This is a genomic window from Neorhizobium sp. T25_27 (genome assembly GCF_002968565.1).
Lineage (GTDB): Bacteria > Pseudomonadota > Alphaproteobacteria > Rhizobiales > Rhizobiaceae > Neorhizobium > Neorhizobium tomejilense.
In genome coordinates this window covers 253,024-279,737 of the sequence record NZ_PVBJ01000002.1, presented here as the reverse complement: position 1 = coordinate 279,737, position 26,714 = coordinate 253,024, and the positions used below count along the sequence as shown (strand labels likewise).

The window sequence follows — 26,714 nt, the reverse complement described above, 5'->3', positions numbered from 1 at the left end:
GAGTGCCTCCCCGGCTTGGTTACTGCGCCGCGCGACCGTTGGCCGCGTCAGGGACCCAGTAAATTCAAAGGCGACGCAGGTCCGATCAAAGTCTGTTCGACTTCTGGGTCTTGCGCCTGATCATATTTACCGTTCAAACGATTAGATGCAAGCCACACCGGCGGGACGCATGGCCGCACGGGACGTATCCGATTGAAATACATCGTGTAATCAGGCCAACATTTCTTTCAGAATAGCCGCCAGTCGCTGCCCTCCGACGGGGGCCATGTCCTTGGTTTCCGCGTGGCTAAGCTCCGCACCGGTCATGCCTGCGCCGAAATTCGTGATGACCGACGCGGCCGCAACCTTGAGCCCGAAATAGCGCGCGAGGATGACTTCCGGTACCGTCGACATGCCGACCGCGTCGGCGCCAAGCGTGCGCGCCATGCGGATTTCCGCAGGCGTCTCGAAGCTCGGTCCGGAGAACCACATGTAGACCCCGGAAAACAGCGGGACGCCGCAACGGATCGCCGCATTGCGCATGTCGAGCGCGAGGTCTGCATCATAGGCGGTGGTCATGCCGACAAAACGCCCGTCGCCTTCCTCGCCGATCAGCGGGTTCATGCCGGAATAGTTGATGTGGTCGGAAATCTGCATCACCGAGCCCGGCGGCATATCCTCCCTGAGGGAGCCTGCCGAGTTGGTCAGGATCAGCGACTGGACTCCGAGGCCCTTCATCACCTCGATCGGAAAACGCATCACCTTGGCATCGCCGCGCTCGTAATAATGAGCGCGTCCGGAAAGCATGATGACCGGCTCGGCTCCGAGATAACCGGCGACGATCTCACCCGCATGCCCGGTGACGCCGCTCGCCGGGAAACCGTCGAGCGCGCCATAGGGGATGCGGACGGCCTCCGTCACCTCGTTCACCAGCGAACCGAGGCCTGAACCGAGCACGACCGCGTGGCGCGGCACCAGACCATCCAGGCGATCGACGAGCAGATCGATGACTTGCCTCATGTCCACCGCCTCAGCCGATCGCGTCGGTTTCGAAAGCAAAAGGCAGGAGCTCCGCCATGGTGACGGTCTTCTGCACGCCGAGATCGTCGCAGAGATAGATGCGCGTATTGGCAGAGGCAAACTCGGCGATCTTTTGCCGGCAGCCGCCGCAGGGCGAGCAGAGCGCCAGCTTTTCGGCGATCACCGCCAGCTCGACGATCTTCTTTCCGCCGCCCATGATCATCGCGCCTATCGCCGTCGGCTCGGCGCACCACCCTTGAGGAAAGGAGATGTTCTCGATATTGGCGCCAAGATAGACCTTGCCGTCATCGGCGCGGATCGCCACACCCACCGGGAATTTCGAATAGGGGGCATGAGCCTTGGACATCGCGTCGCGGGCAGCTTCGAAAAGATCGTGAGACATCTGATCAGCGCTCCTTGGTATAGGGCACGCCGCCGGCCTTGGGCGGCCGAGCGGTGCCGATGAAACCGGCGAGCAATACGCAGGTGAGGATATAGGGCAGCGCCTGGAAGATCTGTACCGGCACTTCACCGATCAGCGGCAGCGATTTGCCCTGCATGAAATTGGCGAACGCATCGAGAAAACCGAAGAGCAGGCAGGCGAGCATGACCGGCACCGGTTTCCACTTGGCAAAGATCAGCGCCGCGAGCGCGATATAACCCTTGCCGGCCGACATGTTGTTGATGAAGGCGGCCGATTGGGCGATCGACAGATAGGTGCCTGCGAAACCGCAGAGGAATCCTGCGACGATCAGCGAGCGATAACGCATCCAGGCAACCGAAATGCCGGCGGTATCCACCGCACCCGGGTTTTCACCGACGGCGCGCAGGCGCAGCCCAAAGCGGGTGCGATAGAGAACCCACCAGGAGATCGGCACCATCAGGAAGGCGATGTAGGTGAGGATGTTGTTGCCGGAGATCACGTTGGCATAAAGCGGGCCGATGATCGGCACGTCGCGCATCATGTCGGCGCCCGGCAGGACGATGGACGAGAAGCGGCCTTCAGGTGGAACCTGGCCGGTGCGCCCGCCCTGCCTGAACCAGGCCTGGCCGAGCACGATCGTCAGACCGGCAGCCACGAAATTCAGCGCCACGCCGGAGACGATCTGGTTACCGCGATTGGTGATCGAGGCAAAGCCGTGGACGAACGAAAACGCGATCGACACGCCGATGCCGCCGAGCAGGCCGAACCAGGCATTGCCGGTCCAGTAGGCAACGCAGGCTGCCGCGAAGGCGGATGCCAGCATCTTGCCTTCCAGGCCGATGTCGAAAATGCCGGCGCGTTCCGAAAAGAGGCCGGCAAGCGCCGTGAACAGAAGCGGGATCGAAAGGCGAACCGCCGAGCCGAGAATGCTGATGAAAATATCGAAATAATCCATGAGCCTACTTCCCGGTGAGCTGCTGGTAGAGCCGGACGATGGACGGGCGCAGCATGTATTCCAGTGCACCGGCGAACAGGATCACCATGCCCTGGATGACGACGATCATGTCACGCGTGATGCCCGGCATGTCGAACGACAGTTCGGCCCCGCCCTGATAGAGAATGCCGAAGAGCAGCGCCGCCAGGATGATGCCTGCCGGATGATTGCGACCCATAAGCGAGACGGCGATGCCGACGAAGCCGGCGCCCCCGACGAATTCGATCTGCAGGCGGGCGGAAGCGCCCATCACCGGGTTCAGCGCCATCATGCCGGCAAGGCCGCCGGAGATCAGCATGGTGATCATGACGATCTTGGAATAACGGATGCCGGCATAACTCGCGGCCGTCGGGCTGATGCCGAGCGTGCGCATTTCGTAACCGAGCTTCGTGCGCCAGATCAGCACCCAGACCAGGAAGCACATGATCAGCGCGATCAGGAAGGAGAAGTTGAGCGGGGCCGCGCCGATCTTGCCGCCAAACATGGCGATCAGCCAGTCGAGCTTGGGAAGCTGGCCGCCGGGCAGGAAGGTGCGGGTTTCCGGCGCCATCTTGCCAGGCACGATCAGCACGCGCACCAGCATGTAGTTCATCAGCGACGAGACGATAAAATTGAACATGATGGTGGTGATGACGATATGGCTGCCGCGCTTGGCCTGCAGCCAGGCGGGAATGGCGGCGCAGGCCGCCCCGAACAGCGCAGCGCCGATCACCGCGAAAGGCATGGTTACATACCAGGGCACATAGCGGTCCATGGCGAGCGCCACCAGCGCCGCACCAAGACCGCCGAGATAGGCTTGGCCTTCCGAACCGATGTTGAACAGGCCGGCATGGATCGCGACCGCCACCGAAAGACCGGTGAAGATGAAGCTCGTCGTGTAGAACAGCGTGAAACCGATGCCTTCGCCGCGGCCGAGCGCGCCGATCAACAGCAGTTGCAGCGCCTCGAACGGGCTTTCGCCGATCGCCCAGACGACCAGACCGGAAAAGAAAAAGGCCAGGACGAGATTGAGCAGCGGAATGAGGCCGTAATTGATCCAGGCGGGAAGCGGAACGGATGCGGTGGTCATGCCCCTGCCCTCGTCCGCGGTGCTGCCGCCGAAAGTCCAATCATTCCATGCTCCGGATAGGTCATTGCTGAAAGCGTCATTACTCCGGACATCATGCGGCGATCCCGGCCATCATCAGGCCCAGCGTCTGTTCGCCTGCCTCGCCCGACTTTTCGCCGACGATCTTGCCCGCGAACATCACCAGGATACGGTCGGAGAGCGAGCGGATCTCGTCCAGCTCCACCGAGACCAGCAGCACCGCCTTGCCGGCATCGCGCATCTCGATGATCCGCTTGTGGATGAATTCGATGGCGCCGATATCGACACCGCGGGTCGGCTGACCGATGATCAGCATTTTGGGGTCGCGCTCGATCTCGCGCGCCACGACGATCTTCTGTTGGTTGCCGCCGGAAAAATTGGCGGTCCGCAGCCGCGGGTTCGGCGGGCGGATGTCGTATTTGCCGATCTTCTCCTCGGCATCCTTGCGCATCGCCTCGAGATCCAGGAGCGGACCGCGGCCGTATCTGGGATCGCGATGATAACCGAGGATGGAATTTTCGTATTCCTCGAACTTCAGGACCAGGCCCATGTGGTGGCGGTCTTCGGGGATATGCGCGAGCCCGAGATCGCGCAGGCCCGCCGGATCGACCCCGGCGACGGGCTTGCCATCGATAAAGATCTCGCCGGACGACGGCTTACGGATGCCGGCGATCGCTTCGAGGAGCTCGGACTGGCCGTTGCCGGCGACGCCGGCGATGCCGACGATCTCGCCGGCCCGCACGTCGAAGGAGACGTCGTCGACCATGGTGACGCCGCGGCTGTCCTTGACCGTCAGGTTCCTGACCGACATCAGGACCCCTCCCGGATGGGCCGCTCCCTTTTCGACGCGCAGCAGGACCCGGCGGCCGACCATCAGTTCGGCGAGCTCTTCGACGGTCGTTTCGGCGGTCTTGCGGGTCGCGACCATTTCGCCGCGGCGCATGACGGACACCGTATCGGTGATCGCCATGATCTCGCGCAGCTTATGGGTGATGAGGATGATCGTCTTGCCCTGATCGCGAAGCACGCGCAGGACCTTGAAGAGGTGGTCGGCCTCCGGCGGGGTCAGCACCCCGGTCGGCTCGTCAAGAATGAGGATGTCGGCGCCGCGATAGAGCGCCTTCAAAATTTCGACGCGCTGCTGGCTGCCGACCGGCAGTTCCTCGATGACCGCATCCGGATCAACCTCGAGGCCGTAATCGTCCTCCAGCCGCTTCAGTTCCTTGCGGGCGCTCGCAACGCCCTTGGCGAGGAGCTGGCCGCCTTCGGCGCCGAGCATGACGTTTTCCAGCACGGTGAAATTCTCGACCAGCATGAAGTGCTGATGCACCATGCCGATGCCCGCGGCGATCGCTGCCTGGCTATCCCGGATCGTCACCGGCTTTCCCGAAATGCGGATTTCCCCATGGTCGGCCTGGTAGAAGCCATAGAGGATCGACATCAGGGTCGATTTGCCGGCACCATTCTCCCCGATGATACCGTGGATCGAGCCTTTGTCGACCGTCAGATTGATGTTCTTGTTCGCGTGTACCGTACCGAATTTCTTGTCGATGCCGACAAGCTCGATCGCGTGCTCCTTAGGAGAATCGAGGCTCAATGGTTCGCCCTTCCGCCTGATATGCAAAAAGGGCGCATGGCGATCATCATCGCCCTGCGCCCCTCGAAACCCGACCTTACTTGTTGCAGGCTTTGTTCGACATGTAGTCGTGCACCTTGATGGTGCCGGCAATGATGTCGGCCTTGGCCTTTTCAACAGCAGTCTTCATTTCAAGCGTGATCAGTGCCTTGTTGTTGTCGTCGAGCGCGTAGGCAACGCCGTCTTCCTTGACGCCGAGAGCCTGGATGCCGGCCGTGAACTTGTCTTCCTTGGTGTCCTTGAAGGCATTGTAGACGGCGAGATCGACGCGCTTGACCATCGAAGTCAGAACCGAACCCGGATGCAGGTGGTTCTGGTTGGAGTCGACGCCGATCGACAGCTTCTTGTTGTCGGCAGCGGTCTGCAGCACGCCGAGGCCAGTTGCGCCGGCAGCCGCGTAAACGACGTCGGCGCCCTGATCGATCTGGTTCTTGGTGAGCTCGCCACCACGGACCGGGTCGTTCCAGGCAGCACCGGTCGTGCCGGTCATGTTCTGGAAGACCTGCGCATCGGGCTTGGCCGCCTTGACGCCCTGGACATAACCGCAGCCGAACTTGCGGATCAGCGGAATATCCATGCCGCCGACGAAACCGACCTTGCCGGTCTTCGACGCCATGCCGGCGAGAAGGCCAACGAGGTAGGAACCCTCTTCTTCCTTGTAGAGGACCGAACGGACGTTCTTCAGGTCGACGACCGAATCGACGATCGCGAACTTGGTGTTCGGGAACTCAGCCGCGACCTTTTCCATGGCCGAGGTCCAGGCGAACGATACGGCGACCACCGGGTTGAAGCCGCGGCTTGCGAAGTTGCGGATAGCCTGCTCGCCCTGGGTGTCGCTGGTCGGTTCGAAATCCCGGAAGTCGATCCCCGTTTCCTTCTTGAACCTTTCGGCGCCGACGGAAGCGGCTTCGTTGAAGGATTTGTCGAACTTGCCGCCCGTGCCATAGACCAGCGCCGGCTTGATATCCGCGGCAAGCGCGGTTGCCGACATGGCAGCCATGGCAATGAGGCTCAAAAGGGTTTTCTTCATCGTGCAGCCCTGTTTTTTAGCTGTTAGGTCCCCCCGCAATCCCGTTCTCCGGGCATGTCTGCGGCCACCGGCCCTTTTTCTTCAAGGGTCTGGCTTCGGTCACTCTTGCACGGGTTTCGGAAAAATTCACGAGATTTTTTTCAACTGGTAAAAAACAACGAACCTGCTGAAAACTTCGACAATGTTGTGGAAAAACTGCACAAACAGGCGGCTTTAGGCGCGACGCGGGGGAACTGGCGCGACCAGCCTCTTCAGGCGGAAAACCGCCCTGCGAAATGCGGCCTGCTGTATCCGGCCATCCAGAAGATCAGGGCGATTGCCAGAAACACAACGAATGCCGGCTGCGCCAGCACCGGGGTCACAAAGGGCCGCCAGATATCCTGACTGAGATATGTGCTCACGACGAATTCCGCGAGCGTCAGGCTTTCCGGATCGAGATTGAGCCAGGCGTTGCCAAGGCTGGTCAGCACTACCGACGAGGACGACACAGACTGGATGGAATCCAGCGTGCCGGCAACGATCGCGGCAGCCAGCGCAAGGCCGCTGAGCAGATGGAAGACGAACCGTATGACTGCCATTCCGAACAAGCCCGCGTCGTTGATCACGGTCGCGCCGCCTGCAGCACGACCGCATTTATGGCAGAAGAAATAGTCCGCGCGCCGAGGCTTGGCAACGCGGCCAGGAAGGTTTTCCCGCCCACTGTCAAAAAACGTTCAGATTCGGGTTGATCCCGGGGAATTGATCGGTATATATCGCGGCCGTTCCAACGTTTTGCTTCTCAGACGACGCAAAGCAACCAAGGACAGGTGGCCGAGTGGTTTAAGGCGCACGCCTGGAACGCGTGTGTGCGTGAAAGCGTACCGTGGGTTCGAATCCCACCTTGTCCGCCATTGGCTTTCTAAATAACTTTTTCTTCTGCGTACCTGCTGGCCGGGGGCTGATGCCCTCGATCGCCTCGCGTCCCGCTCGGATAGTGTTCGAGCCCGCCACTGGCTTATTCCGCGGAACCATCGCGACATCTCCAAGGATTATTCGAGCCGTCATTCAAAGAGTTTTCGATTCGGCCGGCATCGGTTGTGTGCCTGCAGCCGTATTGACATGCGGGGATGGAAGCCGAGACGCGCTTCGCGCGATGCCGTCGAACCAAGGCAAGTCAGGCTCTTCAACTGGATATACGACCCGCCCGTTACGCACGCCGGGTTGAAGCCGTTTCTTATCAATTGCCAATTTTTCAATAATAGGTTGAGTTAGGAATTCGTTATGCAAAGATTTTACTCTTTTTGGTTACTTTCCTTCCAGACGACAACCGGACGGCTCCAACCAGGCTAATCCCGGTCATCGAGCGCTAAGTTCACATTCTGGATAATTCAGCCATGCGCCGTTCGGTTCTCTGCACCGCCCTCTTCTCAGCCGTGTCATTCCAAGGCGCGACCGCTGGCAATCTTGCCGATTTCAAGCGGCCTCTCGCTATCCCCTTCGACAAGGTGACGCCCTATTCGTTGCAGTTGGCGACGCTTGGAAAGATGTTGTTTTTCGATCCGCGACTGTCGGGCGCGAAAAACATGAACTGCGCCAGCTGTCACAATCCGTCGTTCGGCTTCGAAGTGCCGGTCAAGACGCCGGTGGGTGCAGCCAACACGCATCTGTCCCGGCAGGCACCGACAATTCTGAACGTTGCGTGGACCACTTCCCTGTTCTGGGATGGTCGTTCGCCGACGCTCGAGGCGCAAGCCGCAGGACCGATCACGGCGCCGGCGGAGATGAACGGCAAGCTCGACCAGATCGTGGCCGATCTGCGCTCCATTTCCGACTACGACAGCTGGTTCAAGCAGGTATTCCCGGACAAGGGTGCGACCCAGGAGACGCTGTTGGCGGCGCTCGCGACCTATGAACGAACCGTTGTTTCCGCGTGGTCGCCGTTCGATCGCTGGGTGGACGGCGACCAGGCCGCGGTCCCAGACAGTGCCAAGCGGGGGTTTGAACTGTTTACCGGAAAGGCAAATTGCTCCGTCTGTCACACGGGTTGGAATTTCACCGACCACAAGTTTCACAATACCGGGCTGCCCACAGGCGACATAGGGCGGGCCAAGGTGGAGCCGAACAATCCCAAAGCCTTGTATGCTTTCAAGACTCCCAGCCTTCGCAACACCCTCTATCGAGGCCCGTATATGCATAACGGCAGCCTGGCGACCATGGAGGACGTGATTGCTCACTACGAAAGCGGCGGTACCGAAAGCCCGTCACGCTCGGATCACATATCTCCATTTTTCGTGACCGATCACGAGCGGGAAGACCTGATCGCTTTCCTGAAGACCCTCACTCCCGAGCAGCAGGATTTGCTCCTGCCGACATTACCAAACTGAGTAGCACGCCATGGCACTTTCAGTCCGATTCCAGATCCTTCTTCCCCTCATTCTCTCCATTCTCGCGGGCCTGGGAGCTGCCGCTCTCGTCGGATCGCAGGCGATCGACGGCCAGGCGCATGTGGAACGCGTCGTGCAAGACGCGATTGCCGCCAAGACGCTGGCTGCAAGGACCGGAGCACAGTTCGAGAACGTGTCGGGCGTGGTCGCAAATCTCCTGGCGATGACGACGTTTGTTTCGGTCGAAGAGGTCAAGAAGCGGTTTGACACCACGAATGGCGCTTTGGAGACGACGCTTGCCGAGTTCAGCCGTAATTCGCTATCGCCCGCCGTTTCCGACGACGTCAAAAATCTCACCGAACTGCATGCTGCATGGCGCAGCAATGTGCGCATCATGCTCGGGCTCGATCGGGCGAACGCTATTCCGACGACCGAGCAGCTTACCCGCTCGCGCACGGCCATATTGGCAAGGATTCTCGACATCAACACGATAGTGGACAAGGCGGCGTCCGACAGGGTTGTGTCAGCCGGCGACACGCTTGAGACCGAGATACGCAACGAACTGACGACCGCCGCCGCTCTCGCGGTGGTGGGCGTCGTCATCCTGCTGTTCGTCGCCCAGCGGATTGCCGGTCCGATCGTGCGGATCACCGCGTCGATGAAGCTGCTTGCGGGCGGCAACATCGAGGTCGTCGTGCCAAAACGGCGGGGTGCCAAGGAAATTCGCGCCATGATCGATGCCCTGGCCGTGTTCCGGGAAAATGCCCAGATGCGTGATACGTTGGAGAAGGAAGCGCAATCACAGACCGCCAGTCTCGCCAATGTCTCGGCGGAAGCCCGACTGCTGCAGAGCCAGGTGCGCGGCGTCGTCAACAAGGCAACCGAAGGCGATTTCTCCGGTCGCGTCAACGGTCCGTTCGACCGTCCCGAACATCATGAGCTGGCTCAGAGCCTCAATATGCTGATATCGAGCTTCGAAGGCGGGCTCAACGAAACCAGCCGCGTCCTGGATGCACTTGCCAATGCCGACCTGACGATCCGGTTCGAAGGTGTCCACAAAGGCGCATTTGCCGAGCTTCAGGACAATGCGAACGCTGTAACGAGCCGCCTCTCGGCGGTCGTGTCACGACTGGCCGATGCTTGCGCGTCCGTCTCGGCATCCAGCGACGAGATTCTGCGCGGAACCACGGAATTGAACGGGCGGTCTACGCGCCAGTCGTCGATGCTTCAGACAACGGCTGTGACAACGAACGCTGTTGCCGAAACCGTCGGCCAGAACTCCAAGCGGGCTGGCGAGGCCACCAGCGTGATTTCGGATACCAGCCAGATGGCTGAAAACGGCAGCCATGTCATGAACGGCGCGGAAAGCGCCATGGCCCAGATCACCGTCTCCTCCGGCAAGATTTCCGAAATCATCGGCGTCATCGAGGATGTCGCATTCCAAACGAACCTGCTGGCGCTCAACGCAGGGGTCGAAGCCGCGCGTGCAGGCGAAAGCGGGAGAGGGTTCGCGGTCGTCGCAACCGAGGTGCGCTCCCTCGCCCAGTCGACTGCCAATGCTTCCAACGAAGTCAAAGCGCTCATTCAGAAAAGTCAGGCGGAGGTGAAGGCAGGTGCCGAACTGGTCCGCCAGGCGAGCGAGCAGTTTTCCCAGATCGTCTCGTCCATCGCATTCGTCTCTTCGCTTTCCAGCCAGATAACCAGCGAGAGCAACAACCAAAGTGCCAATCTTCGGCAATTGTCGAGCGCGATGAAAGATCTCGACGAGCTCAATGCCCACAGCAACCGGCTCGTCGGTGATCTTTCGGCCTCCACCGAAAGGACAAGCCGGGAAATGGAGGCCCTGGCCGAGATCGTCAATCTGTTCCGCATCGACAATCGGGGGCAATCCCGCACCAGATCGGGCCGGGCCGCTTGAGGCAGGCGCCGCCGCGGGGCGTTGCGCTGTCGATATGGGCGGAGCTTTGACCGGGAAGCTCTGCTGCGGCCGGCAACTCTCACGGAACATGAACACGGCCCTCAGCCTTCGTTCATTTTCCGCGGCCTACCTTCACGGAAACCGCCAATCCAGCGGCCAATCCGAAGGAGGAGAGAATGAAAAAGTTCATTGCCGCCTGCATCATCGGGCTTGGATGTCTCACCACGACCGCGGCCCCGACCCTCGCCGATAGTTTCAGCATAACGATTGGCGATCGAGGATATCGGCCCGGACACCACTATCGGCCGTACCATCGCTACCATCGCCCCTACTACCGGCAGTATTCCAGGCACCATTACCGTCCGCACTGCAGGGTCCGGAGCGTCGAGTACCGCCATCATGGGCGGTGGGTCACCAAGACGACACGCGTCTGTCGAGGCAGATAAATCGATCCCGACCCGCTAGTCCCCCGACATGGCTTGCGGGGTCGGCCGGTTCACGGCGCACTCTGCATTATTGGGAGATCGAAAAGCTGACCTGCTGCCATCGGCGCAGCTGCGGATCGAAAGCGATCACGAGCTCGAAATCCCTGCGGTCCAGGCCCTTGTCGGTGTTGATGTCGGCATAGCCGCCCATGGAGAACCGGCAATCGGCGATCCAGCGAAGATTGCCCCAGACGACATCGACGATCTCGGGGCGTTGTTCAACGAGCTGGCGGGATTTCTCAAACGCGAGGTTTCCCGGGCACGCCTCGTCGGCCGGCTCGCCCACGGCCATGAGAAACGCGAGGCCGGCAATCGGCACCACGAAGGCGACGCTCTTTACGACATTCGCTTCCATGACGGCTCTCCCCAGCTTCGAACCCGAAGCAGCCGAACTCAAGAACAGGGCCTAAATATCCGAACCAAGGCCTGATCATGCCGTAAAGGATAACATCATTTCGACTGGCTCGCCAAGCTTTGCGGAAAGAGCTTAGGGCGGTACACCGCCGATTTGGGGTATTGCCAATTTCAACTTTATCTTCATAGGAAATGCACTAGGACGATCATCCCTGGAGTCTCCTTGATGGGTAGCGCATGAAATTCGGAACGAGCGGTCTTCGGGGCCTTGTGACTGACCTGGAGGGGCGGGCTTCATCGCTCTACACCCAGGCCTTTGCCCGGCATCTCCTGGAAACGGGCGCGGCACAACCCGGTGATGCGGTGCTCGTCGGCCGCGATTTCCGCCCGTCTAGCCCCGACATTGCCGCCACCTGCATCGGAGCGCTGAAGCGCGCCGGACTTTCGTCGATCGATTGCGGCGCGGTGCCGACGCCGGCGCTGGCGCTCTACGGGCTTCAGCTCAAGGCCGCATCGCTGATGATCACCGGCTCGCATATCCCCGCGGACCGCAACGGCATCAAGTTCTATCGACCCGACGGCGAGATCGACAAACAGGACGAGATGCGGATCACCGCGATCGCTGCCGAACTGGACAGAAGCGAGATCGACACGACGCCCGGCGAAGCGCCGGATCATTCGGCCAAAGCCGAGGCGCTGTTCCTCGCCCGCAATATGGCAATGCTACCCGCAAGCGCGCTCGCCGGCCTCAAGGTCGGGGTCTATCAGCATTCGACGGTCGCCCGCGATCTCATGGTGCGGGTTCTGGAAGGTTATGGCGCAGACGCCGTGCCGCTCGGCCGCTCCGAAGACTTCATTCCGGTCGACACAGAAGCGGTCTCGGTCGAGACTATCGACCTCCTCAAGGGCTGGGCGCGCGAACATGGGCTCGACGCGATCATCTCTGCCGACGGCGACGGCGACCGGCCGCTGGTTTCCGACGAAACGGGAGAACCGCTGCGCGGCGACCTTCTAGGCCTGATTGCGGCAAAGTTCCTGAAGGCGCAGGTCGTCGTAACGCCGGTCACCTCCAATTCGGGCATCGAGGCGGCTGGGGATTTCGAGACCGCCCGCACCAAGGTCGGATCGCCGTTCGTCATCTCCGGCATGCTCGCAGCACTCGAAGCCGGCAAGACGGGCGTCATGGGTTTCGAGGCGAATGGCGGGCTTCTGACCACCTCGCCTTTCGAAACCGGCACCGGCACGCTCTCACCACTTCCCACCCGCGACAGTTTCCTGCCGGTGCTGGCGACACTTGTGCTGGCTGCGCGCGAGAAGAAGCCCCTGTCCCAAATCGCCGCCGGTTTCCGCCTGCCGTTTGCGGCGGCCGACCGGCTGGAGAATTTTCCCGTGGAAACGAGCGCCGCGCTGATGGCGCATCTCAGGCAATCCGACGACAATCTCGCTGCCTTCCTCGCGCCGATTTCGACAGTCGTTGCGAAAAGCGATATCGATGGCCTGCGGGTGGCGCTTGAAGATGGCCGGATCGTGCATTTCCGACCATCGGGCAACGCACCGGAAATGCGCTGTTATGTGGAAGCCGGGACGGAAGACGAGGCGAAGGCCTTGTTGCACGAGGGGCTGAACCTCATCCGCGCCTGGGCTGCAAAAGTTTGAACGATAATCGGACGATAACTGCCGGAGATATTGGAATGAATAGCAAGATCATCCCCGTCATCATGGCAGGCGGCAAGGGAACTCGGCTCTGGCCGCTGTCGCGCGCAAGTGCGCCGAAACAGTTCATCCAGTTCATCGGCGACAAGACGCTGTTCCAGGCGACGCTGTCGCGCGTTTCGGACCCGAAGCTCTATGAAGCTCCGGTCGTCATCACCAACGAGGATTTCCGGTTCCTGGTCGCCGAACAGGCCCGCGAGCTCGGTATCAAGCTTTCCGGCATCCTGCTCGAGCCCGTCGCCCGCAACACTGCCCCGGCAGTCGCCGTCGCTGCCGCCTTCGTCGAAGGCCGCTTCGGCGAGGATGCCATCCTGCAGGTGCTTGCCTCGGACCACGAGATCACCGCGGATGCCGGTTATTTCGATGCAATCGGCATTGCCAGACAGACGGCTCTTTCCGGCAAGCTCGTCACCTTCGGCATTGCTCCGACGGAGCCCGCAACCGGGTATGGCTATATCGAGATCGGCGAGGCACTGCCGGCCGGCGCCTGCAAGGTCAAGCGCTTCGTCGAAAAGCCGGTGCTGGCCGAAGCCGAGAAGATGCTGTCGACCGGCGGTTTTGTCTGGAACTCAGGCATCTTCATGTTCAAGGCCGGTCAGGTGCTGAGCGAACTTTCCACCTTCGCGCCCGAGGTCGAGGCCGCCGCCCGCACCGCACTTGCCAAGGCTTCGAGCGACCTCGATTTCACCCGCCTCGACGCGCAGGAATTTGCCGCAAGCCCGGATATCTCCGTCGACTATGCGCTGATGGAGAAGACCTCCAACGCGGCGGTCGTGCCCTCCTCGTTCACCTGGTCCGATCTTGGAAGCTGGGACGCCGTATGGAAGCTCGGCGCCCGCGACGAGGCCGGCAACGTCACCTCCGGCAAGACGACGCTGATCAACACCAGGAACTCGCTCGTGATGTCGCGCACCAGCCATCTCGCCGTTCAGGGCCTGGATGGCGTCGCCGTCATCGCCAGCGAGGACGCCGTCTATATCGGCCGACTGGAAGACAGCCAGGACGTCGGCAAGATCGTCAAGCAGCTCGCCGCGGCCAAGGCGACTGCAGCGCTGACCGAAACCCATCCGACCTCCTATCGTCCCTGGGGCGGTTATACGTCGGTGCTCAACGGCGATCGTTTCCAGGTGAAGCGGCTGTTCGTGACACCCGGCAAGAAACTGTCGCTACAGAAACATCACCACCGCTCGGAACACTGGATCTGCGTCAAGGGTACCGCGGAAGTGACGATCGGCGAGGAAACCCGGACCGTCAGGGAAAACGAGTCCGTCTACATCCCGCAGGGCGAGGTGCATCGGCTCGCCAATCCCGGCAAGATCATGCTCGAGATGATCGAGGTGCAGACCGGATCCTATCTCGGCGAGGACGACATCATCCGCATCGTCGACGAGTTCGGACGCGGCTGAGGAGGCTCGGCGAATATCGGCTCAGTCGATCTCGTGGCGATGGTCGAGATACCATTGGACGAAGGCCTTGACGCCTTCCTCCAGGCCGATCTCCGGCTTGCGGCCGGTCAGCGCCACGAGAAGATCGGGGCTGGCGAAGGTTCTCGGCACGTCGCCCTTCTGCATCGGCAGCATCTTGCGCTTGGCCGGTTTTCCCATGATCCGTTCGATGGTTTCGACGAAGTCGATGAGGCCCGAGGGCTGGCCGCCGCCGATATTGACGACGCGGAACGGTGCCTGACGGGAGAGCGTATCGATGTCCGCGACGCGATTGTCCTCACCGGGATAGACCTTGGATAGGTCGATGATCGAATTCACCAGGTCGTCGATATAGGTGAAGTCCCGGCTCATCTTGCCTTCGCCGTAGATCTCGATCTCGCGATCCTCGATGATCGCCTTGACGAACTTGAAGAGCGCCATGTCCGGCCGGCCCCAGGGCCCGTAGACCGTGAAGAAGCGGAAGGCGGTAATCGGCACCTTGTAGAGATGGGCGTAGCTGTGCGCCATCAGCTCCGTGGCCCTCTTGGTCGCTGCATAAAAGGTCAGGGGTTCATCGGCGCGGTCGCTTTCGCGGAAGGGAATGTCCGGGTTGGCACCGTAGACCGACGAGGTCGAAGCGAGCATCAGATGGCCGACGCCGTAGTTGCGGGCAATCTCCAGGATATTCCAGGAGCCGATGAGATTGGAATCGAGATAGGCCTTGGGATTTTCAAGGCTGTAGCGCACGCCGGCCTGGGCGGCGAGGTGGATCATCACATCCGGCTTGAAGTCCTCGACGGACTTGTCGAGCAGCGACTTGTCTTCCAGCATGCCGATGACCGGGCGGAAGGCAGGGAATTGTGCGAGCCCGGCATTGCGGGCTTCCTTGAGGCGCAGACTGTAATAGGGCGTCATCCCATCGAAGCCTAGAACCTCGTGGCCATCCTCCAGCAGGCGTCGCGCCAAGTGGAAACCAATGAAGCCTGCCGTCCCGGTGATGAAGTAACGCATGTATGACCCGCTGTCGCTCTGGGGCGATCCCATAGCGCGGATATCCGGCCCTGTCATCTCAGGGACAGAAGTTATTTGAACCGCCGGACCAATCAGGCCGCTTTCAGTGAAAGAGCCGCAGCCGCGCCGGCGGCACGCCCGGCCGGCCGTTCTTGCGATCGACGGCGAACTGGATGAGGTCCATCGAAGCCTGGTCGGTGAGCGGTTTTGCCATCACGCCGAGGACCCCGGAGACGCCCGCCGCCACAAGGCCCGGATTGCCGGTGATCATGATTACCACGATGCCGTATTCCGCCAGCGCCTTGGCAATCTCCGGGCCGGTCTCGCCGTCGGCAAGGCGCACGTCCACGAAGGCTATATCCGTGTCGCGGGTATAGTTCAGCGCCACGGTCATGTCGGGTGCTATTCCGACGACGTCATGGCCGCTTCGATGGACGGCGTCCTCGATATCCATCGCGACCAGCAAGCTGTCTTCGACGATCAGGAAACGATATTCCAACGGTAGATCCTCCCGGACTGAAGGAGGCAAATAGACTCCGATCGTCGCTTGGCAATAGGAGCAGGGCCCGATATCGATTTTTTGATCTAGATCCCTGGGATCAAGCCGCAGCGCCGGCCGCTAGGCCAATAGATTTGCCCCGGAGGTTATGAGGGCTACGTTGCCGGCTCAGCTTTGGCGAGCGGAACATGGCTACACCTCCCGAATACCTCCTCGCTCAAGATTTCAGTCACTTACGAAAGGTGACCGGCAGACAGGAACCACTCAAAAACTGGTGGGTTAGCCCTTCGGAAGTTAGAAGAAAAGGAGAAGACCCATGAAGAAGATCATTCTCGCGTCCTGCGCCATTCTCGCCGCTTCCTTCGCCACACAGGCCGGAGCCCAGCAAGGCACCGTCAACGGTGCAGCCGGCGGAGCGGTTACCGGTGCCATCGTCGGCGGTCCAGTCGGCGCCGCAGTGGGTGGGGTCGTCGGCGCCGTAGCCGGTACCGCGATCGACCCGCCACCGCGCGAAGTCGTCACCTACGTCGAGGAACAGCCCGCCCCGACCGCTTCGGTAGTCGTCGAACAGCCGATCGTGGTTGGTAAGCCGCTCCCGCAGAGCGTCGTCGTTACACCGGTGCCCAGCAATCCGAGATACGCCTATACGGTGGTCAACAACCAACGCGTGATCGTCGATCCGCAGACCCACACCGTCGTGCAGGTCATCCGGTAAGCGAAGGTTTCGCATTTCCCCTTAAGCCAGCCAGCGCAGACAGGCTCCGCCACTTCCGGCGGGGCCTGTTCCCGTTCGAGCAGTCGGCTAGACCAGGACGACCTGATCGACGCGATCTTCCTGGCCGAAGAACTTCAGATAACGTTCCACCTCGGCCGGATCTCCGGTCGCCTTGCGAGGATTGTCGGAAAGTTTCACCGCCGGACGGCCATTCGCTTCGCTTACCTTGCAGACGATGGAGATCGGCATCAGGCCGGCAATCTCGTGGGGTGCGCAGCCGGCGAAATCGTTGGTCAGGTTGGTGCCCCAGCCGAAGCTCATGCGCACGCGGCCTTCGAAATGCCGGTAGGTGTCGATGATCGCATCGACGTCCAGCCCGTCGGAGAAGATCAGCAGCTTTTCCTTAGGGTTGCGGCCCATCTTCTTCCACCAGGCTATGATCTTTTCTCCGCCTTCGATCGGCGGTGCGCTGTCGGGGCGGAAACCGGTCCAGTCGGCCACCCAGTCCGGCGCATCGCGCAGGAACGCCGCCGTGCCGAAGGAATCCGGCAACACGATCAGCAGGTTGCCGCCATAAAGCCGGTTCCAGTCCTTCAGGACCTGGTAAGGGGAGGCGCGCAGCTGTTCGTCGGTCTCTGCGAGTGCCGCAGCCACCATGGGCAGCTCGTGCGCATTGGTCCCCACGGCTTCGAGATCGGAATCCATCGCAAGCAGGACGTTGCTGGTGCCGGTAAACGCCGGGCCGATGCCTTCCTTGAGCGCCTCGACGCACCAGCGCTGCCACAGGAAGCTGTGACGGCGGCGCGTGCCGAAATCGGAAATGCGCAGGCCCGGCAATGCCTGCAGCCGCTCGACCTTTTCCCACATCTTGGCCTTGGCCCGCGCGTAGAGAACGTCGAGCGTGAAAAAACCGAGCGAGCGCATCGCGGAACGCGAGCGCAACTCGTTGATGATCGCGAGTGCGGGAATTTCCCAGAGCGTCGTTTCCATCCATTTGCCGTGGAAGGTCAGTTCGTATTGGCCGTCGCGCTTCGAGAGTTCGTATTCTGGCAGCTTGTAGGTGGACAGCCAGTTCAAGAACTCCGGCTCGAAAATCTGCTTTCGGCCATAAAACGTGTTGCCCGCTAGCCAGATCATCTCCTTCTTGGACAGGCCGACTGTGCGGGCATGGTCGAGCTGCTCGCGCAGCGCCCCCTCGTCGATCTCCTCCGCCAGCTTGACGCTGGTCGTGCGGTTGATCAGCGAAAACGTGGCGTCCACATCCGGATAGAGTTTCCAGATCATCTGCAGCATCAGGAGCTTGTAGAAATCCGTATCGATCAGACTGCGGATGATCGGATCGAGCTTCCAGGTGTGGTTATAAACCCTGCTCGCGATATCGGTCTTGGTCATGCCTGCCCCTGCCCCGGCCCTTCCGGGCCGGCTCCGCCGATTTCGATGCGTATGGAGGCAGCGGCTGATCAACCTCCGGGCATTTTTATCGAAAAAAATGCAGAACAAGTCCAGACGCAATTCGGCCGCGAGGGGTCGCGGCCGAAAAAATCAGAAATGATGTAGTCAGTTGCCGGATTGCGAGTTGGTTGCCGGTGGCGCGGCGGCCGGCGGCGTAGAAGGATTGGCGGTCGGCGGCGCATTCGGGTTTGCGGGCGTCGTGCTTCCGGCTGGCGGCGTGGCGGTCTGTTCGTCCGGCGGCGCGGTGCTCTGGCCGTACCACTCGGCGCCGGCCCAGGCCACCATCGCCAAAATAAGGCCGGCAATCAACACCTTCAGGACCGGCGCACCCCAGCTTCCCTGCCGCGCTTCCGTAGCGGTCTCAACAACCGGCGGCGAGCCGATCGGGTTCGGATGACGGGGCTCGGCTTCCTGGGGATCGAAACGTGTGTTCATGATTTCGCTCCTTGTTCGGCCGGAATGCCCGGCTCATGCACAAGAAACGGTCGGCGGAAACGAATGTTCCGGCAGGAGGGCTCAGTAACCCGCCCGGCGATCCACCACGTGCTGCAAGGGGTCGCCCGCCTCGTAGCGTTCCATCTGGGTCTCCGCATTGCGAAACAGCGCCCTTACATCGGACGCGGAAGCCGCGTGGGGGGTAATGATGACGTTGTCCGTCGTCCAGAGCGGGCTATCCGCACCGAGCGGCTCCTTCTCGAACACATCCAGCGACGCGCCGCCGAGGATGCCGTTGTCGAGCGCGGCAACAAGATCGCTCTCCACCTGGCTGCCGCCGCGTCCGGCATTGATGAAGACCGGTTTGCCCAAGGCTCCGCCCCGGCGAAGCTTTACAAACAGCGAGGCGTTGAAAATACCACGCGTCTCGGGCGTCAGCGGCAGGAGGCCGACCAGAATGTCGGTGCGGGCAAGGAAAGCATCGAGCTCGCCGCCATCGAAGGTCTCGACGCCTTCGATGGCCTTTTTGCTGCGCGACCAGCCGATCACATCGAAACCCATGATCTTCAATTTCCGGACCGCGTCCTGGCCGAGCACGCCAAGGCCCATCACGCCGACGGTCAGGTCCTTTGCTTCCGGCTGGGAGAGTTCGCGCCACTGGCGTTCGCGCTGCTGCCCGAGATAGGCCGGCACCTGCCGCAGGTGGCTCAGGGCCTGCAGCACGACCCATTCGCTCATCCGCGTCGTCAGGCTTTCGTCGACGAAACGGACGATCGGAATATCCGGCAGGCCGGGCATGGTGAGGATATAATCGACGCCGGCGCCGCCGGAAAACAACACCTCCAGCTTCGGCGCCCGCTGGAACAGATCCGGGTCCGGCTTCCAGATTACCGCGTAGCGCGCCTCGGACATGTCCACTCCCGGATCGGAGGCGTGCAGCACGGTGCGGCCGGTGAAGGCGCTGGCGAGTGCGGCATCGATCTCGCGGCGCTCGAATTTAAGATCGACGACGACCGGATGTTTGGCAGACATGGACGGATTGACCTTGATTGCTGTGATTACTGACTGATGGCTTCGATTTCGACGGCTTCCAGATTGAAGGCGGCGGCCATCAGGGCGCGGGTATAATCCTCTCTCGGCGCCTGGAAAATCTGGTCCGCGGGACCTTCTTCCACCACCTTGCCGAGCCGCATGACGATGACGTGGTTGGCGAGCGCCTTCACCACCTTCAGATCGTGGCTGATGAAGAGATAGGCGAGGTCGTGCTTCTTCTGCAGGTCGCGCAGGAGATCGACGACCTGCGCCTGTACGGTCATGTCGAGCGCCGATGTCGGCTCGTCGAGCATCACGAAACGCGGTTTCAGCACCATGGCGCGGGCGATCGCGATGCGCTGCCGCTGACCGCCGGAAAATTCGTGCGGATAACGCCAGCGGGTCGCCGGATCGAGGCCGACTTCGCTCAAGGCCCAGGCGACGCGCTCGTCGCGGCCATCAGCGGAAAGCGACCGCTCATGCACCCTCAGCCCCTCGGCGACGATATCGCCGACCGACATGCGGGGGCTCAGCGACCCATAGGGATCCTGGAAAACGACCTGAAGACGGTCGCGGAACGGACGCATTTCCTTGAAGGAGAACTTGTCGATGTCCGTTCCGACGAAGGCGATGCGGCCCTTGGAGGAGATGAGCCTTGCGAGCGCCAGACCGAGTGTCGTCTTGCCCGAGCCGGATTCGCCGACGACGCCGAGCGTCTCGCCGGCCCGCAATTCGAGATCGACGCCATCGACCGCCTTCACATGATCGACCACCTTGCGCAGGAAACCCGCCTTGATCGGAAACCAGACACGGATGTCCTTGCCTTCCATCACCACCGGCTTCGAGGGATCGGTCGGCGGCGGCTCGCCGCGCGGTTCGGAGGCGAGCAGATGGCGCGTATAGGCGTGTTGCGGATTGGTGAAGACCTCCTCCACCGTGCCGGTCTCGACGATCTTGCCCTTGGTCATGACGCAGACGCGATCGGCGAATTTCCGGACGATGCCGAGGTCGTGGGTGATGAACAGCATGGACATGCCATGCTCGCCCTTCAGCCCGCGCAGAAGATCGAGGATCTGCGCCTGCACGGTGACGTCGAGTGCCGTGGTCGGCTCGTCGGCAATCAGCAGTTTCGGACGGTTGGCGAGCGCCATGGCGATCATGACGCGCTGGCGCTGGCCGCCGGACAGCTCGTGCGGATAGGCTTTCAGCCGCTTTTCCGGCTCGCGTATACCGACCTGGTTCAGGAGTTCGAGCGTGCGGATACGCACTGCCTGACCGGCAATTCCGTGATGAAGCTCAAGGATTTCGCCGATCTGCTTCTCGATCGAATGAAGCGGATTGAGCGAGGTCATCGGCTCCTGGAAGATCATCGTGACGTCGTTGCCGCGCACACGGCGCAGTTCCGGCTCGGACGCCTTCAACATGTCCTTGCCGTCGAACAAGATCTCCCCGGACGGGTGGCTTGCCGAAGGATAGGGCAGCAGCTTGAGGATGGAATTCGCCGTCACCGACTTGCCGGAGCCGGATTCCCCGACCAGCGCCATCACCTCGCCCGGCATGATGTCGAACGAGACCCGGTCGACGGCAATCAAGGTATCGCTTCCCTGGTGGAAGGCGACGGAGAGATCGCGGACGGAAAGAAGCGGCTCTGTCATCGGCTCACCCGAACGTTTTTCTGGGATCGAAGGCATCGCGCACGGCCTCGCCGATGAAGATCAGCAGCGACAGCATGAGGGACATGGTGAAGAAGGCGGTGAAGCCGAGCCATGGCGCCTGGAGGTTGTTCTTTCCCTGCGAAATCATCTCGCCGAGAGACGGAGAGCCTGCCGGCAGGCCGAAGCCCAGGAAGTCGAGCGAGGTCAGCGTCGCGATCGAACCCGACAGGATGAAGGGCAGGAAGGTCAGCGTCGCGACCATGGCGTTCGGCAGCAGGTGCCGGGACATGATCGTCCAGTTGCCGACGCCGAGCGCGCGGGCGGCACGGACATATTCGAAATTGCGGGCCCGCAGGAACTCGGCGCGCACCACGCCGACGAAACCGACCCAGGAGAAGAGCAGGAGGATGCCGAGCAGGACGAAGAACCCGGGCGGCAGGATCGAGGCGATGATCAGCAGGATGTAGAGAACCGGCATGGACGACCAGATCTCGATGAACCGCTGCATCAGCAGGTCCGTCCAGCCGCCGAAATAACCTTGCACCGCGCCGGCCGTCACGCCGATTACTGCCGAGCAGATCGTCAGCACCAGGCCGAACAGGACGGAGATGCGGAAGCCGTAGATCATGCGGGCGGTCACGTCACGCGCCTGGTCGTCGGTGCCGAGCCAGTTCAGGTTGCCGAGGATGCAGTTCGGGTCCTGATCCTTCTGGGGATAGGCGGCGCAGCGATCCGCCTTCTCCATCAGCCAGAAGGGTTCTGTCGGCGCCGAATGGGGGATGTTGGAATTGACCGTCTGGTAGGAATAGCGGATCGGCGGCCAGACCATCCAGCCGTTCGCCTCGATTTCCTGCTGGATGTAATCGGAACGGTAATCGGTCGTCGCCAGGAAGCCGCCGAACTTCTCTTCCGGATAATCGACGAGGACCGGGTAGAGGATTTCGCCCTTGTAGGAGGCGACGATCGGCCGGTCGTTGGCGATGAATTCCGCAAACAGGCTGAGCATGAAAAGGATCATGAACAGCCAGAAGGACCAGTAACCGCGCTTGTTGGCGCGGAAATTGGCGAGCCGCCGCCGGTTGGTCGGCGAGATCCAGGGCCGCTTCTGCGGCGGTGCCGTCTGCGCGGTGGTCTTTGCGGTGGTCGCCTCCATCAGACATCCCTCCGCTCGAAATCGATGCGCGGATCGATCCAGGTATAGATCAGGTCCGAAATCAGGCTGACGAACAGGCCCATCAGCGAGAAGATGTAGAGCGTGCCGAAAACGATCGGATAATCGCGATTGACGATCGCGAGATAACCGAGGCGCCCCAGTCCATCCAGCGAGAAGATGTTCTCGATCAGCAGCGAGCCGGTGAAGAAGGCCGAGATGAAGGCGCCGGGAAACCCTGCGATGACGATCAGCATGGCGTTGCGGAAGACGTGGCCGTAGAGAACCTGCCGCTCGTTGAGGCCCTTGGCACGCGCCGTCGTCACATACTGTTTCTTGATTTCGTCGATGAACGAGTTCTTGGTCAGCAGGGTGGTGGTGGCGAAGGCCGACAGCGACATGGCGATCAACGGCAATGTCAGGTGCCAGAAATAGTCGATGACCTTTTCCCACCAGGAAAGTTCTGAAAAATTGTCCGAAACCAGGCCGCGCAGCGGGAACCAGTCGAAGAACGAACCGCCTGCGAAGAGCACGATCAGCAGGATGCCGAACAGGAAGCTCGGCACCGCATAACCGATGATGATCACGCCAGAGGTCCAGACGTCGAAGGTCGAGCCGTCCTTGACCGCCTTGCGGATGCCCAATGGGATCGAGATCAGATAGGAGACGATCAGGATCCAGAAGCCGAGCGAGATCGACACCGGCATCTTGTCGATGATCAGATCGAGCACCGAGGTATTGCGGAAGAAGCTCTCGCCGAAGTCGAAGCGGATGTAGTTCCACATCATTTCGAGGAACCGCGTCGCCGGCGGCTTGTCGAAACCGAACTGCTTCTCGAGCTTGGCGATGAACTCCGGGTCAAGGCCCTGGGCGCCGCGATAACGGCTTTCCTCACCTCCACCCTGTTGCTGGAGCAGGTCACCGCCGCCGCCGGAAAGCCGGTCGCCGGTATCCTGGCCCTGGATCTGGGCGATCACCTGCTCGACCGGGCCGCCCGGCGCGAACTGCACGACGAGGAAGGAAATCGCCATGATGCCGACGATCGTCGGTATCATCAGCAGAAGACGGCGGAGAATATAGGCGCCCATCAGAGCTCCCTGCCCGTGGCTACAGGGCTTGTCTCACCGCATATCCCAATGCCGATCAAATGGCTCTTTCCTCTTTTCCGGTGCGAATCATACGGGTTCATTTGGAACAGGTGCCGGTCGGCGGCGCAAGTCCGCGCCCAGTTCTTCACTTCGCGGCGCTTCTGGCCGACCAGGTGTCGGGGAACCCTGTGCTGTATTCCGGCAGTCTCTGCGGATGCGTGATGCGGTTCCAGTAGGCGATCCTCGCTTCGCCGGAATAGAACATCGGGACCACATAGTGGTTGGCGAGCAGCACCCGGTCCATCGCCTTGACGGCTGCCACCTGGTCCTCCCGCTTCTCGGCAAAGGTAATCATGTTGATCAGCTGATCCACCGCTGGATCGGCGATGCCTGCATAGTTGCGTGATCCCGGCCGGCTGACGGACGCCGATCCCCAGTAGTCCGCCTGTTCGTTGCCGGGGTTCATGGTCTGAGCCCAAACCCCGTACATCATGTCGTAGTCGAAGCTGCGGATTCGATTGATATATTGCGAGGCGTCGACGATCCGCAGCCGGACATCGATGCCGATTTTCTTGAGACTTGTCACATAGGGCATCACGGTGCGCTCCTGCGACTGGCTGTTCAGGAGAATTTCGAAACCCAAGGGCTGCCCGGTCTTGGCATTGACCATTCGATTGCCCTTCAGCTCCCAGCCGGCGCCTTTCAGCAGGCTGACGGCCGTGCGCAGGTTATCGCGCACCTTGTTGGGGTCGCCACCGACGGGGTTGGTGTACGGGGTTGTGAAGACCCTCGCCGGAACCTTGTCCTTCAGCCCGTTGAGGATCTCCAGTTCCTTTCCCTGAGGCAGGCCGGACGAAGCAAGCTCGGTGCCCCAGAAGAAGCTATCGACCCGCTTCAGGCCGCCATAGGCAAGGTTCTTGTTGAGATCCTCGAAATCGTAGGCGTAGTTCAGCGCTTCGCGGACCCGCGCGTCCTTGAAGATGTCACGCCGCATGTTCGGCACGAAAGCCTGCATGACGCCAACGGCCTTGAAGGGATTGGTCAGTGCTTCCTTGATGACCCGCCCGTCCTTCACCGCATCGAAGTCATAACGCGTGACCCAGCGGCTCGAGCTGTTTTCCTGGCGGTAGTCGATCGTGCCGGCCCGGAAGGCCTCGAATTCCACGTCGGCATCCGAAAAATAGGTATAGCTGATCGTCCGGAAGTTATACTGGCCGAGGTTGATCGGCAGATTTTTGCCCCAGTAATCGTCGCGCAGCTCGTAGCGAATGGTGGAGCCCGGCTGAATGGCGCCAATCTTGTAGGGTCCGGACCCGATCGGCGCCTCCAGCGTGGTGCGGGAAATATCGCGCTGGTTGCCCTGTGCGTCCTTGCCTTCCCACCAGTGCTTCGGCAGGACCGGGAAGTCGCCGACGATCGAAGGCAGTTCGCGGTTGTTCTTTTCGTCGAAGCGGAAGGTGACTTCGCGATCGCCGGTCTTTTCAGCACCGGTGACGTGCCGATAGTAGCCGGAATAGAGGGCGCTGTGCTCCTTCAGCTTCCCCAGGCTGAAGATCACGTCCTCCGGAGTGACCGGCTGCCCGTCCGACCATTTCGCCTCCGGCCTCAACCGGAACGTCACCGAAGACACGTCGTCCGGATAGGACACCGCCTCGGCCAGAAGGCCATAGGTGCCGAAAACCTCGTCCTCCGAGCGCTTCATGAGCGTATCGTAGATCAGGCTGACACCTGAAGCCACGGCACCCCGGTCGATCACCAGGTTGAGGTTGTCGAACGTGCCTTCGTCACCAAGGCGCAGTTCGCCGGCCTTCGGCGCGTTTACATCGACATAGGGAAGCTGCTTGAAGCCTTCCGGCAGCTTGAGGTCCCCGACAACGGCCATGCCGTGCCGCCATTTCGGTTCCTGGGCCGGCACGTTCGACGCTGCGAGAACCGTCGCCAGGACGATCGCGAAACCTACCTTCAGCCGAGCCAGAACCATTCGTTACCTCTTCCGAGTTTCTCTGTTGCGGTGAAGCATAGGACAAAAGGCGGCGAAAAACAGGAGTTCGGCGCTCACATCCGTTTTATCCGGCGTTTATCTTCCGGAAATCGGCAAGGCTTCCACCATCTCCATTTCACCAAAATCCTGTTTCACGGTAGATTCGAGGCGATCAGGTGATTTGCGGCGGATGGGCATGAGATCGATTTCGGGTATTATTTTGCGGTTGACGGTGACCGCTTTCCTTTGCGGCACCTCTGTAGGGCCGGTGGCAGCGCAGGAAGGCACGCCGGCGAAACAGCTTTTTGGCACCGTGAAGCTCCCGAGCACGGCGGAGGCGGAACCGCTCGGTTTCTATGCGAAGGGCTGCATGTCCGGTGCCGTGGCGCTGCCGACCGACGGACCGACCTGGCAGGCGATGCGGCTCTCGCGCAACCGCCGCTGGGGCAATCCGGCGATGATCTCATTGCTCGAACGGTTCTCCGGCGATGCCGCAAGGCTCGGCTGGGGTTCCGGCATTCTGGTCGGCGACATCTCCCAGCCGCGCGGCGGCCCGATGCTCACAGGCCATGCCTCACACCAGATCGGCCTCGACGCCGATATCTGGTTCACGCCGAAGCCTGCCCAGCCTCTGAGCCCACAGCAACGCGAAAGCCTGCCGTTCACCTCCATGCTCGACAAGAGCAAGTTCCTGACCGTCGATCCCAGCCGCTGGACCAGCACCCACGCCAAGGTCGTCATGCAGGCGGCGAGCTATCCGCAGGTGGAGCGGGTCTTCGTCAACCCAGCCATCAAGAAGAAGCTTTGCGAAACCTGGACCGGCGATCGAAGCCTGCTCGGCAAGGTGCGGCCGATCTACGGCCATGACGAACATTTCCATATCCGCATCCACTGCCCGGCCGGCGCTACGGCCTGCCAAAGCCAGGCGCCGGTCACCAAGGGCGACGGCTGCGACAATTCCCTCGCCTGGTGGTTCAGCAAGGAGCCGTGGGCGCCGCCGCCGAAGCCGGACCCGAACAAGAAGCCGGTCAAGCCTCGCCAGGTCATGCTCTCGGATCTGCCGAAAGCGTGCGCAGCCGTGCTTGCCGCCCCCGCGCGCTCCGAAGACGACGCCACCTTCGGCGGCAGCGCCGTGGCCTACACGGCTCAGCCCGCCGCGTCGGCACCGGCAAAGACTATCGAGGCGATCGTTAACGATCCGCCGGCTGCTTCCGACGACATGCCCATCCCGACGCCACGTCCGCTGCAATAGTTCCGGATGAGGCCGGC

The 26,714-nt window shown here is 61.4% G+C and carries 23 protein-coding genes and 1 tRNA gene; 7 read left to right on the top strand and 17 right to left on the bottom strand.

What is annotated here, in order from left to right; all coding sequences use genetic code 11:
* Window positions 1-210: 210 nt before the first annotated feature.
* From C5J24_RS08120 to C5J24_RS08090, 7 genes are all read right to left on the bottom strand, one after another.
* Window positions 211-999, bottom strand: a complete 789-nt coding sequence (locus C5J24_RS08120; protein WP_105417102.1) for a purine-nucleoside phosphorylase — start codon at window positions 997-999, stop codon at window positions 211-213.
* 10 nt (window positions 1,000-1,009) lie between these two features.
* Complete coding sequence (locus tag C5J24_RS08115; RefSeq protein WP_105417100.1) at window positions 1,010-1,402, bottom strand: cytidine deaminase; 393 nt, start codon at window positions 1,400-1,402, stop codon at window positions 1,010-1,012.
* A 4-nt stretch (window positions 1,403-1,406) separates the two neighbouring features.
* A complete protein-coding gene (locus C5J24_RS08110) occupies window positions 1,407-2,378 on the bottom strand; it encodes an ABC transporter permease (protein WP_046667254.1) in 972 nt (323 codons plus the stop codon).
* Window positions 2,379-2,382: 4 nt separating this feature from the next.
* The gene (locus C5J24_RS08105; RefSeq protein ID WP_105417098.1) at window positions 2,383-3,486 is read right to left on the bottom strand and encodes an ABC transporter permease; all 1,104 of its coding nucleotides are present in this window, start codon (window positions 3,484-3,486) and stop codon (window positions 2,383-2,385) included.
* A gap of 91 nt (window positions 3,487-3,577) precedes the next feature.
* Window positions 3,578-5,101, bottom strand: coding sequence for an ABC transporter ATP-binding protein (locus C5J24_RS08100; RefSeq protein WP_105417096.1), 1,524 nt, complete (start codon window positions 5,099-5,101; stop codon window positions 3,578-3,580).
* Between the two features lie 76 nt (window positions 5,102-5,177).
* On the bottom strand, window positions 5,178-6,170 hold the full coding sequence (locus tag C5J24_RS08095) for a BMP family protein (protein WP_105417094.1): 993 nt from the start codon (window positions 6,168-6,170) through the stop codon (window positions 5,178-5,180).
* Window positions 6,171-6,421: 251 nt separating this feature from the next.
* The gene (locus C5J24_RS08090; RefSeq protein ID WP_105402484.1) at window positions 6,422-6,748 is read right to left on the bottom strand and encodes a hypothetical protein; all 327 of its coding nucleotides are present in this window, start codon (window positions 6,746-6,748) and stop codon (window positions 6,422-6,424) included.
* A gap of 222 nt (window positions 6,749-6,970) precedes the next feature.
* Between C5J24_RS08090 and C5J24_RS08085 the strand changes: the two genes are divergently transcribed.
* From C5J24_RS08085 to C5J24_RS08075, 3 genes are all read left to right on the top strand, one after another.
* A tRNA-Ser gene (locus tag C5J24_RS08085) sits at window positions 6,971-7,060 on the top strand.
* Window positions 7,061-7,543: 483 nt separating this feature from the next.
* Window positions 7,544-8,533: a cytochrome-c peroxidase gene (locus tag C5J24_RS08080; RefSeq protein WP_105417092.1), complete on the top strand. Its 990-nt coding sequence runs from the start codon at window positions 7,544-7,546 to the stop codon at window positions 8,531-8,533.
* Between the two features lie 10 nt (window positions 8,534-8,543).
* Entirely contained in the window at window positions 8,544-10,451 is a 1,908-nt protein-coding gene (locus tag C5J24_RS08075; protein ID WP_105402352.1) for a methyl-accepting chemotaxis protein, read from the top strand.
* Between the two features lie 513 nt (window positions 10,452-10,964).
* Here C5J24_RS08075 and C5J24_RS08070 read toward each other — a convergent pair.
* Complete coding sequence (locus C5J24_RS08070; RefSeq protein WP_105417090.1) at window positions 10,965-11,291, bottom strand: hypothetical protein; 327 nt, start codon at window positions 11,289-11,291, stop codon at window positions 10,965-10,967.
* A 236-nt stretch (window positions 11,292-11,527) separates the two neighbouring features.
* On the opposite strand from C5J24_RS08070, the gene C5J24_RS08065 reads away from it, so the two are divergent.
* Both C5J24_RS08065 and C5J24_RS08060 read left to right on the top strand, forming a co-directional pair.
* The gene (locus tag C5J24_RS08065; protein ID WP_105417088.1) at window positions 11,528-12,946 is read left to right on the top strand and encodes a phosphomannomutase; all 1,419 of its coding nucleotides are present in this window, start codon (window positions 11,528-11,530) and stop codon (window positions 12,944-12,946) included.
* A 35-nt stretch (window positions 12,947-12,981) separates the two neighbouring features.
* Entirely contained in the window at window positions 12,982-14,409 is a 1,428-nt protein-coding gene (locus C5J24_RS08060) for a mannose-1-phosphate guanylyltransferase/mannose-6-phosphate isomerase (RefSeq protein ID WP_105417086.1), read from the top strand.
* A gap of 21 nt (window positions 14,410-14,430) precedes the next feature.
* Here C5J24_RS08060 and C5J24_RS08055 read toward each other — a convergent pair whose 3' ends face one another.
* Both C5J24_RS08055 and C5J24_RS08050 read right to left on the bottom strand, forming a co-directional pair.
* Window positions 14,431-15,438: an NAD-dependent epimerase/dehydratase family protein gene (locus C5J24_RS08055; RefSeq protein WP_105417634.1), complete on the bottom strand. Its 1,008-nt coding sequence runs from the start codon at window positions 15,436-15,438 to the stop codon at window positions 14,431-14,433.
* A 103-nt stretch (window positions 15,439-15,541) separates the two neighbouring features.
* Window positions 15,542-15,937, bottom strand: a complete 396-nt coding sequence (locus tag C5J24_RS08050) for a response regulator (RefSeq protein ID WP_046667243.1) — start codon at window positions 15,935-15,937, stop codon at window positions 15,542-15,544.
* Between the two features lie 316 nt (window positions 15,938-16,253).
* Between C5J24_RS08050 and C5J24_RS08045 the strand changes: the two genes are divergently transcribed.
* The gene (locus C5J24_RS08045) at window positions 16,254-16,652 is read left to right on the top strand and encodes a DUF1236 domain-containing protein (RefSeq protein WP_105402348.1); all 399 of its coding nucleotides are present in this window, start codon (window positions 16,254-16,256) and stop codon (window positions 16,650-16,652) included.
* An 87-nt stretch (window positions 16,653-16,739) separates the two neighbouring features.
* Here C5J24_RS08045 and pncB read toward each other — a convergent pair whose 3' ends face one another.
* From pncB to C5J24_RS08010, 7 genes are all read right to left on the bottom strand, one after another.
* Complete coding sequence (gene pncB, locus C5J24_RS08040) at window positions 16,740-18,044, bottom strand: nicotinate phosphoribosyltransferase (protein ID WP_105402347.1); 1,305 nt, start codon at window positions 18,042-18,044, stop codon at window positions 16,740-16,742.
* 165 nt (window positions 18,045-18,209) lie between these two features.
* Window positions 18,210-18,539, bottom strand: a complete 330-nt coding sequence (locus C5J24_RS08035) for a hypothetical protein (protein WP_105417084.1) — start codon at window positions 18,537-18,539, stop codon at window positions 18,210-18,212.
* 81 nt (window positions 18,540-18,620) lie between these two features.
* Window positions 18,621-19,571 carry a glyoxylate/hydroxypyruvate reductase A gene (locus C5J24_RS08030; RefSeq protein ID WP_105417082.1) on the bottom strand — a complete coding sequence of 317 codons (951 nt, stop codon included), beginning with the start codon at window positions 19,569-19,571 and terminating at the stop codon, window positions 18,621-18,623.
* 26 nt (window positions 19,572-19,597) lie between these two features.
* Window positions 19,598-21,226 carry an ABC transporter ATP-binding protein gene (locus C5J24_RS08025; RefSeq protein WP_105417080.1) on the bottom strand — a complete coding sequence of 543 codons (1,629 nt, stop codon included), beginning with the start codon at window positions 21,224-21,226 and terminating at the stop codon, window positions 19,598-19,600.
* Window positions 21,227-21,230: 4 nt separating this feature from the next.
* The gene (locus tag C5J24_RS08020; RefSeq protein ID WP_105417078.1) at window positions 21,231-22,379 is read right to left on the bottom strand and encodes an ABC transporter permease; all 1,149 of its coding nucleotides are present in this window, start codon (window positions 22,377-22,379) and stop codon (window positions 21,231-21,233) included.
* Complete coding sequence (locus C5J24_RS08015) at window positions 22,379-23,464, bottom strand: microcin C ABC transporter permease YejB (RefSeq protein ID WP_046667238.1); 1,086 nt, start codon at window positions 23,462-23,464, stop codon at window positions 22,379-22,381. Before C5J24_RS08015 ends, C5J24_RS08020 begins: the two co-directional genes overlap by 1 nt.
* A 145-nt stretch (window positions 23,465-23,609) precedes the next feature.
* The gene (locus C5J24_RS08010) at window positions 23,610-25,445 is read right to left on the bottom strand and encodes an extracellular solute-binding protein (protein ID WP_105417076.1); all 1,836 of its coding nucleotides are present in this window, start codon (window positions 25,443-25,445) and stop codon (window positions 23,610-23,612) included.
* Between the two features lie 196 nt (window positions 25,446-25,641).
* Between C5J24_RS08010 and mepA the strand changes: the two genes are divergently transcribed.
* Window positions 25,642-26,697, top strand: a complete 1,056-nt coding sequence (gene mepA, locus C5J24_RS08005) for a penicillin-insensitive murein endopeptidase (RefSeq protein ID WP_105417074.1) — start codon at window positions 25,642-25,644, stop codon at window positions 26,695-26,697.
* Window positions 26,698-26,714: the final 17 nt, after the last annotated feature.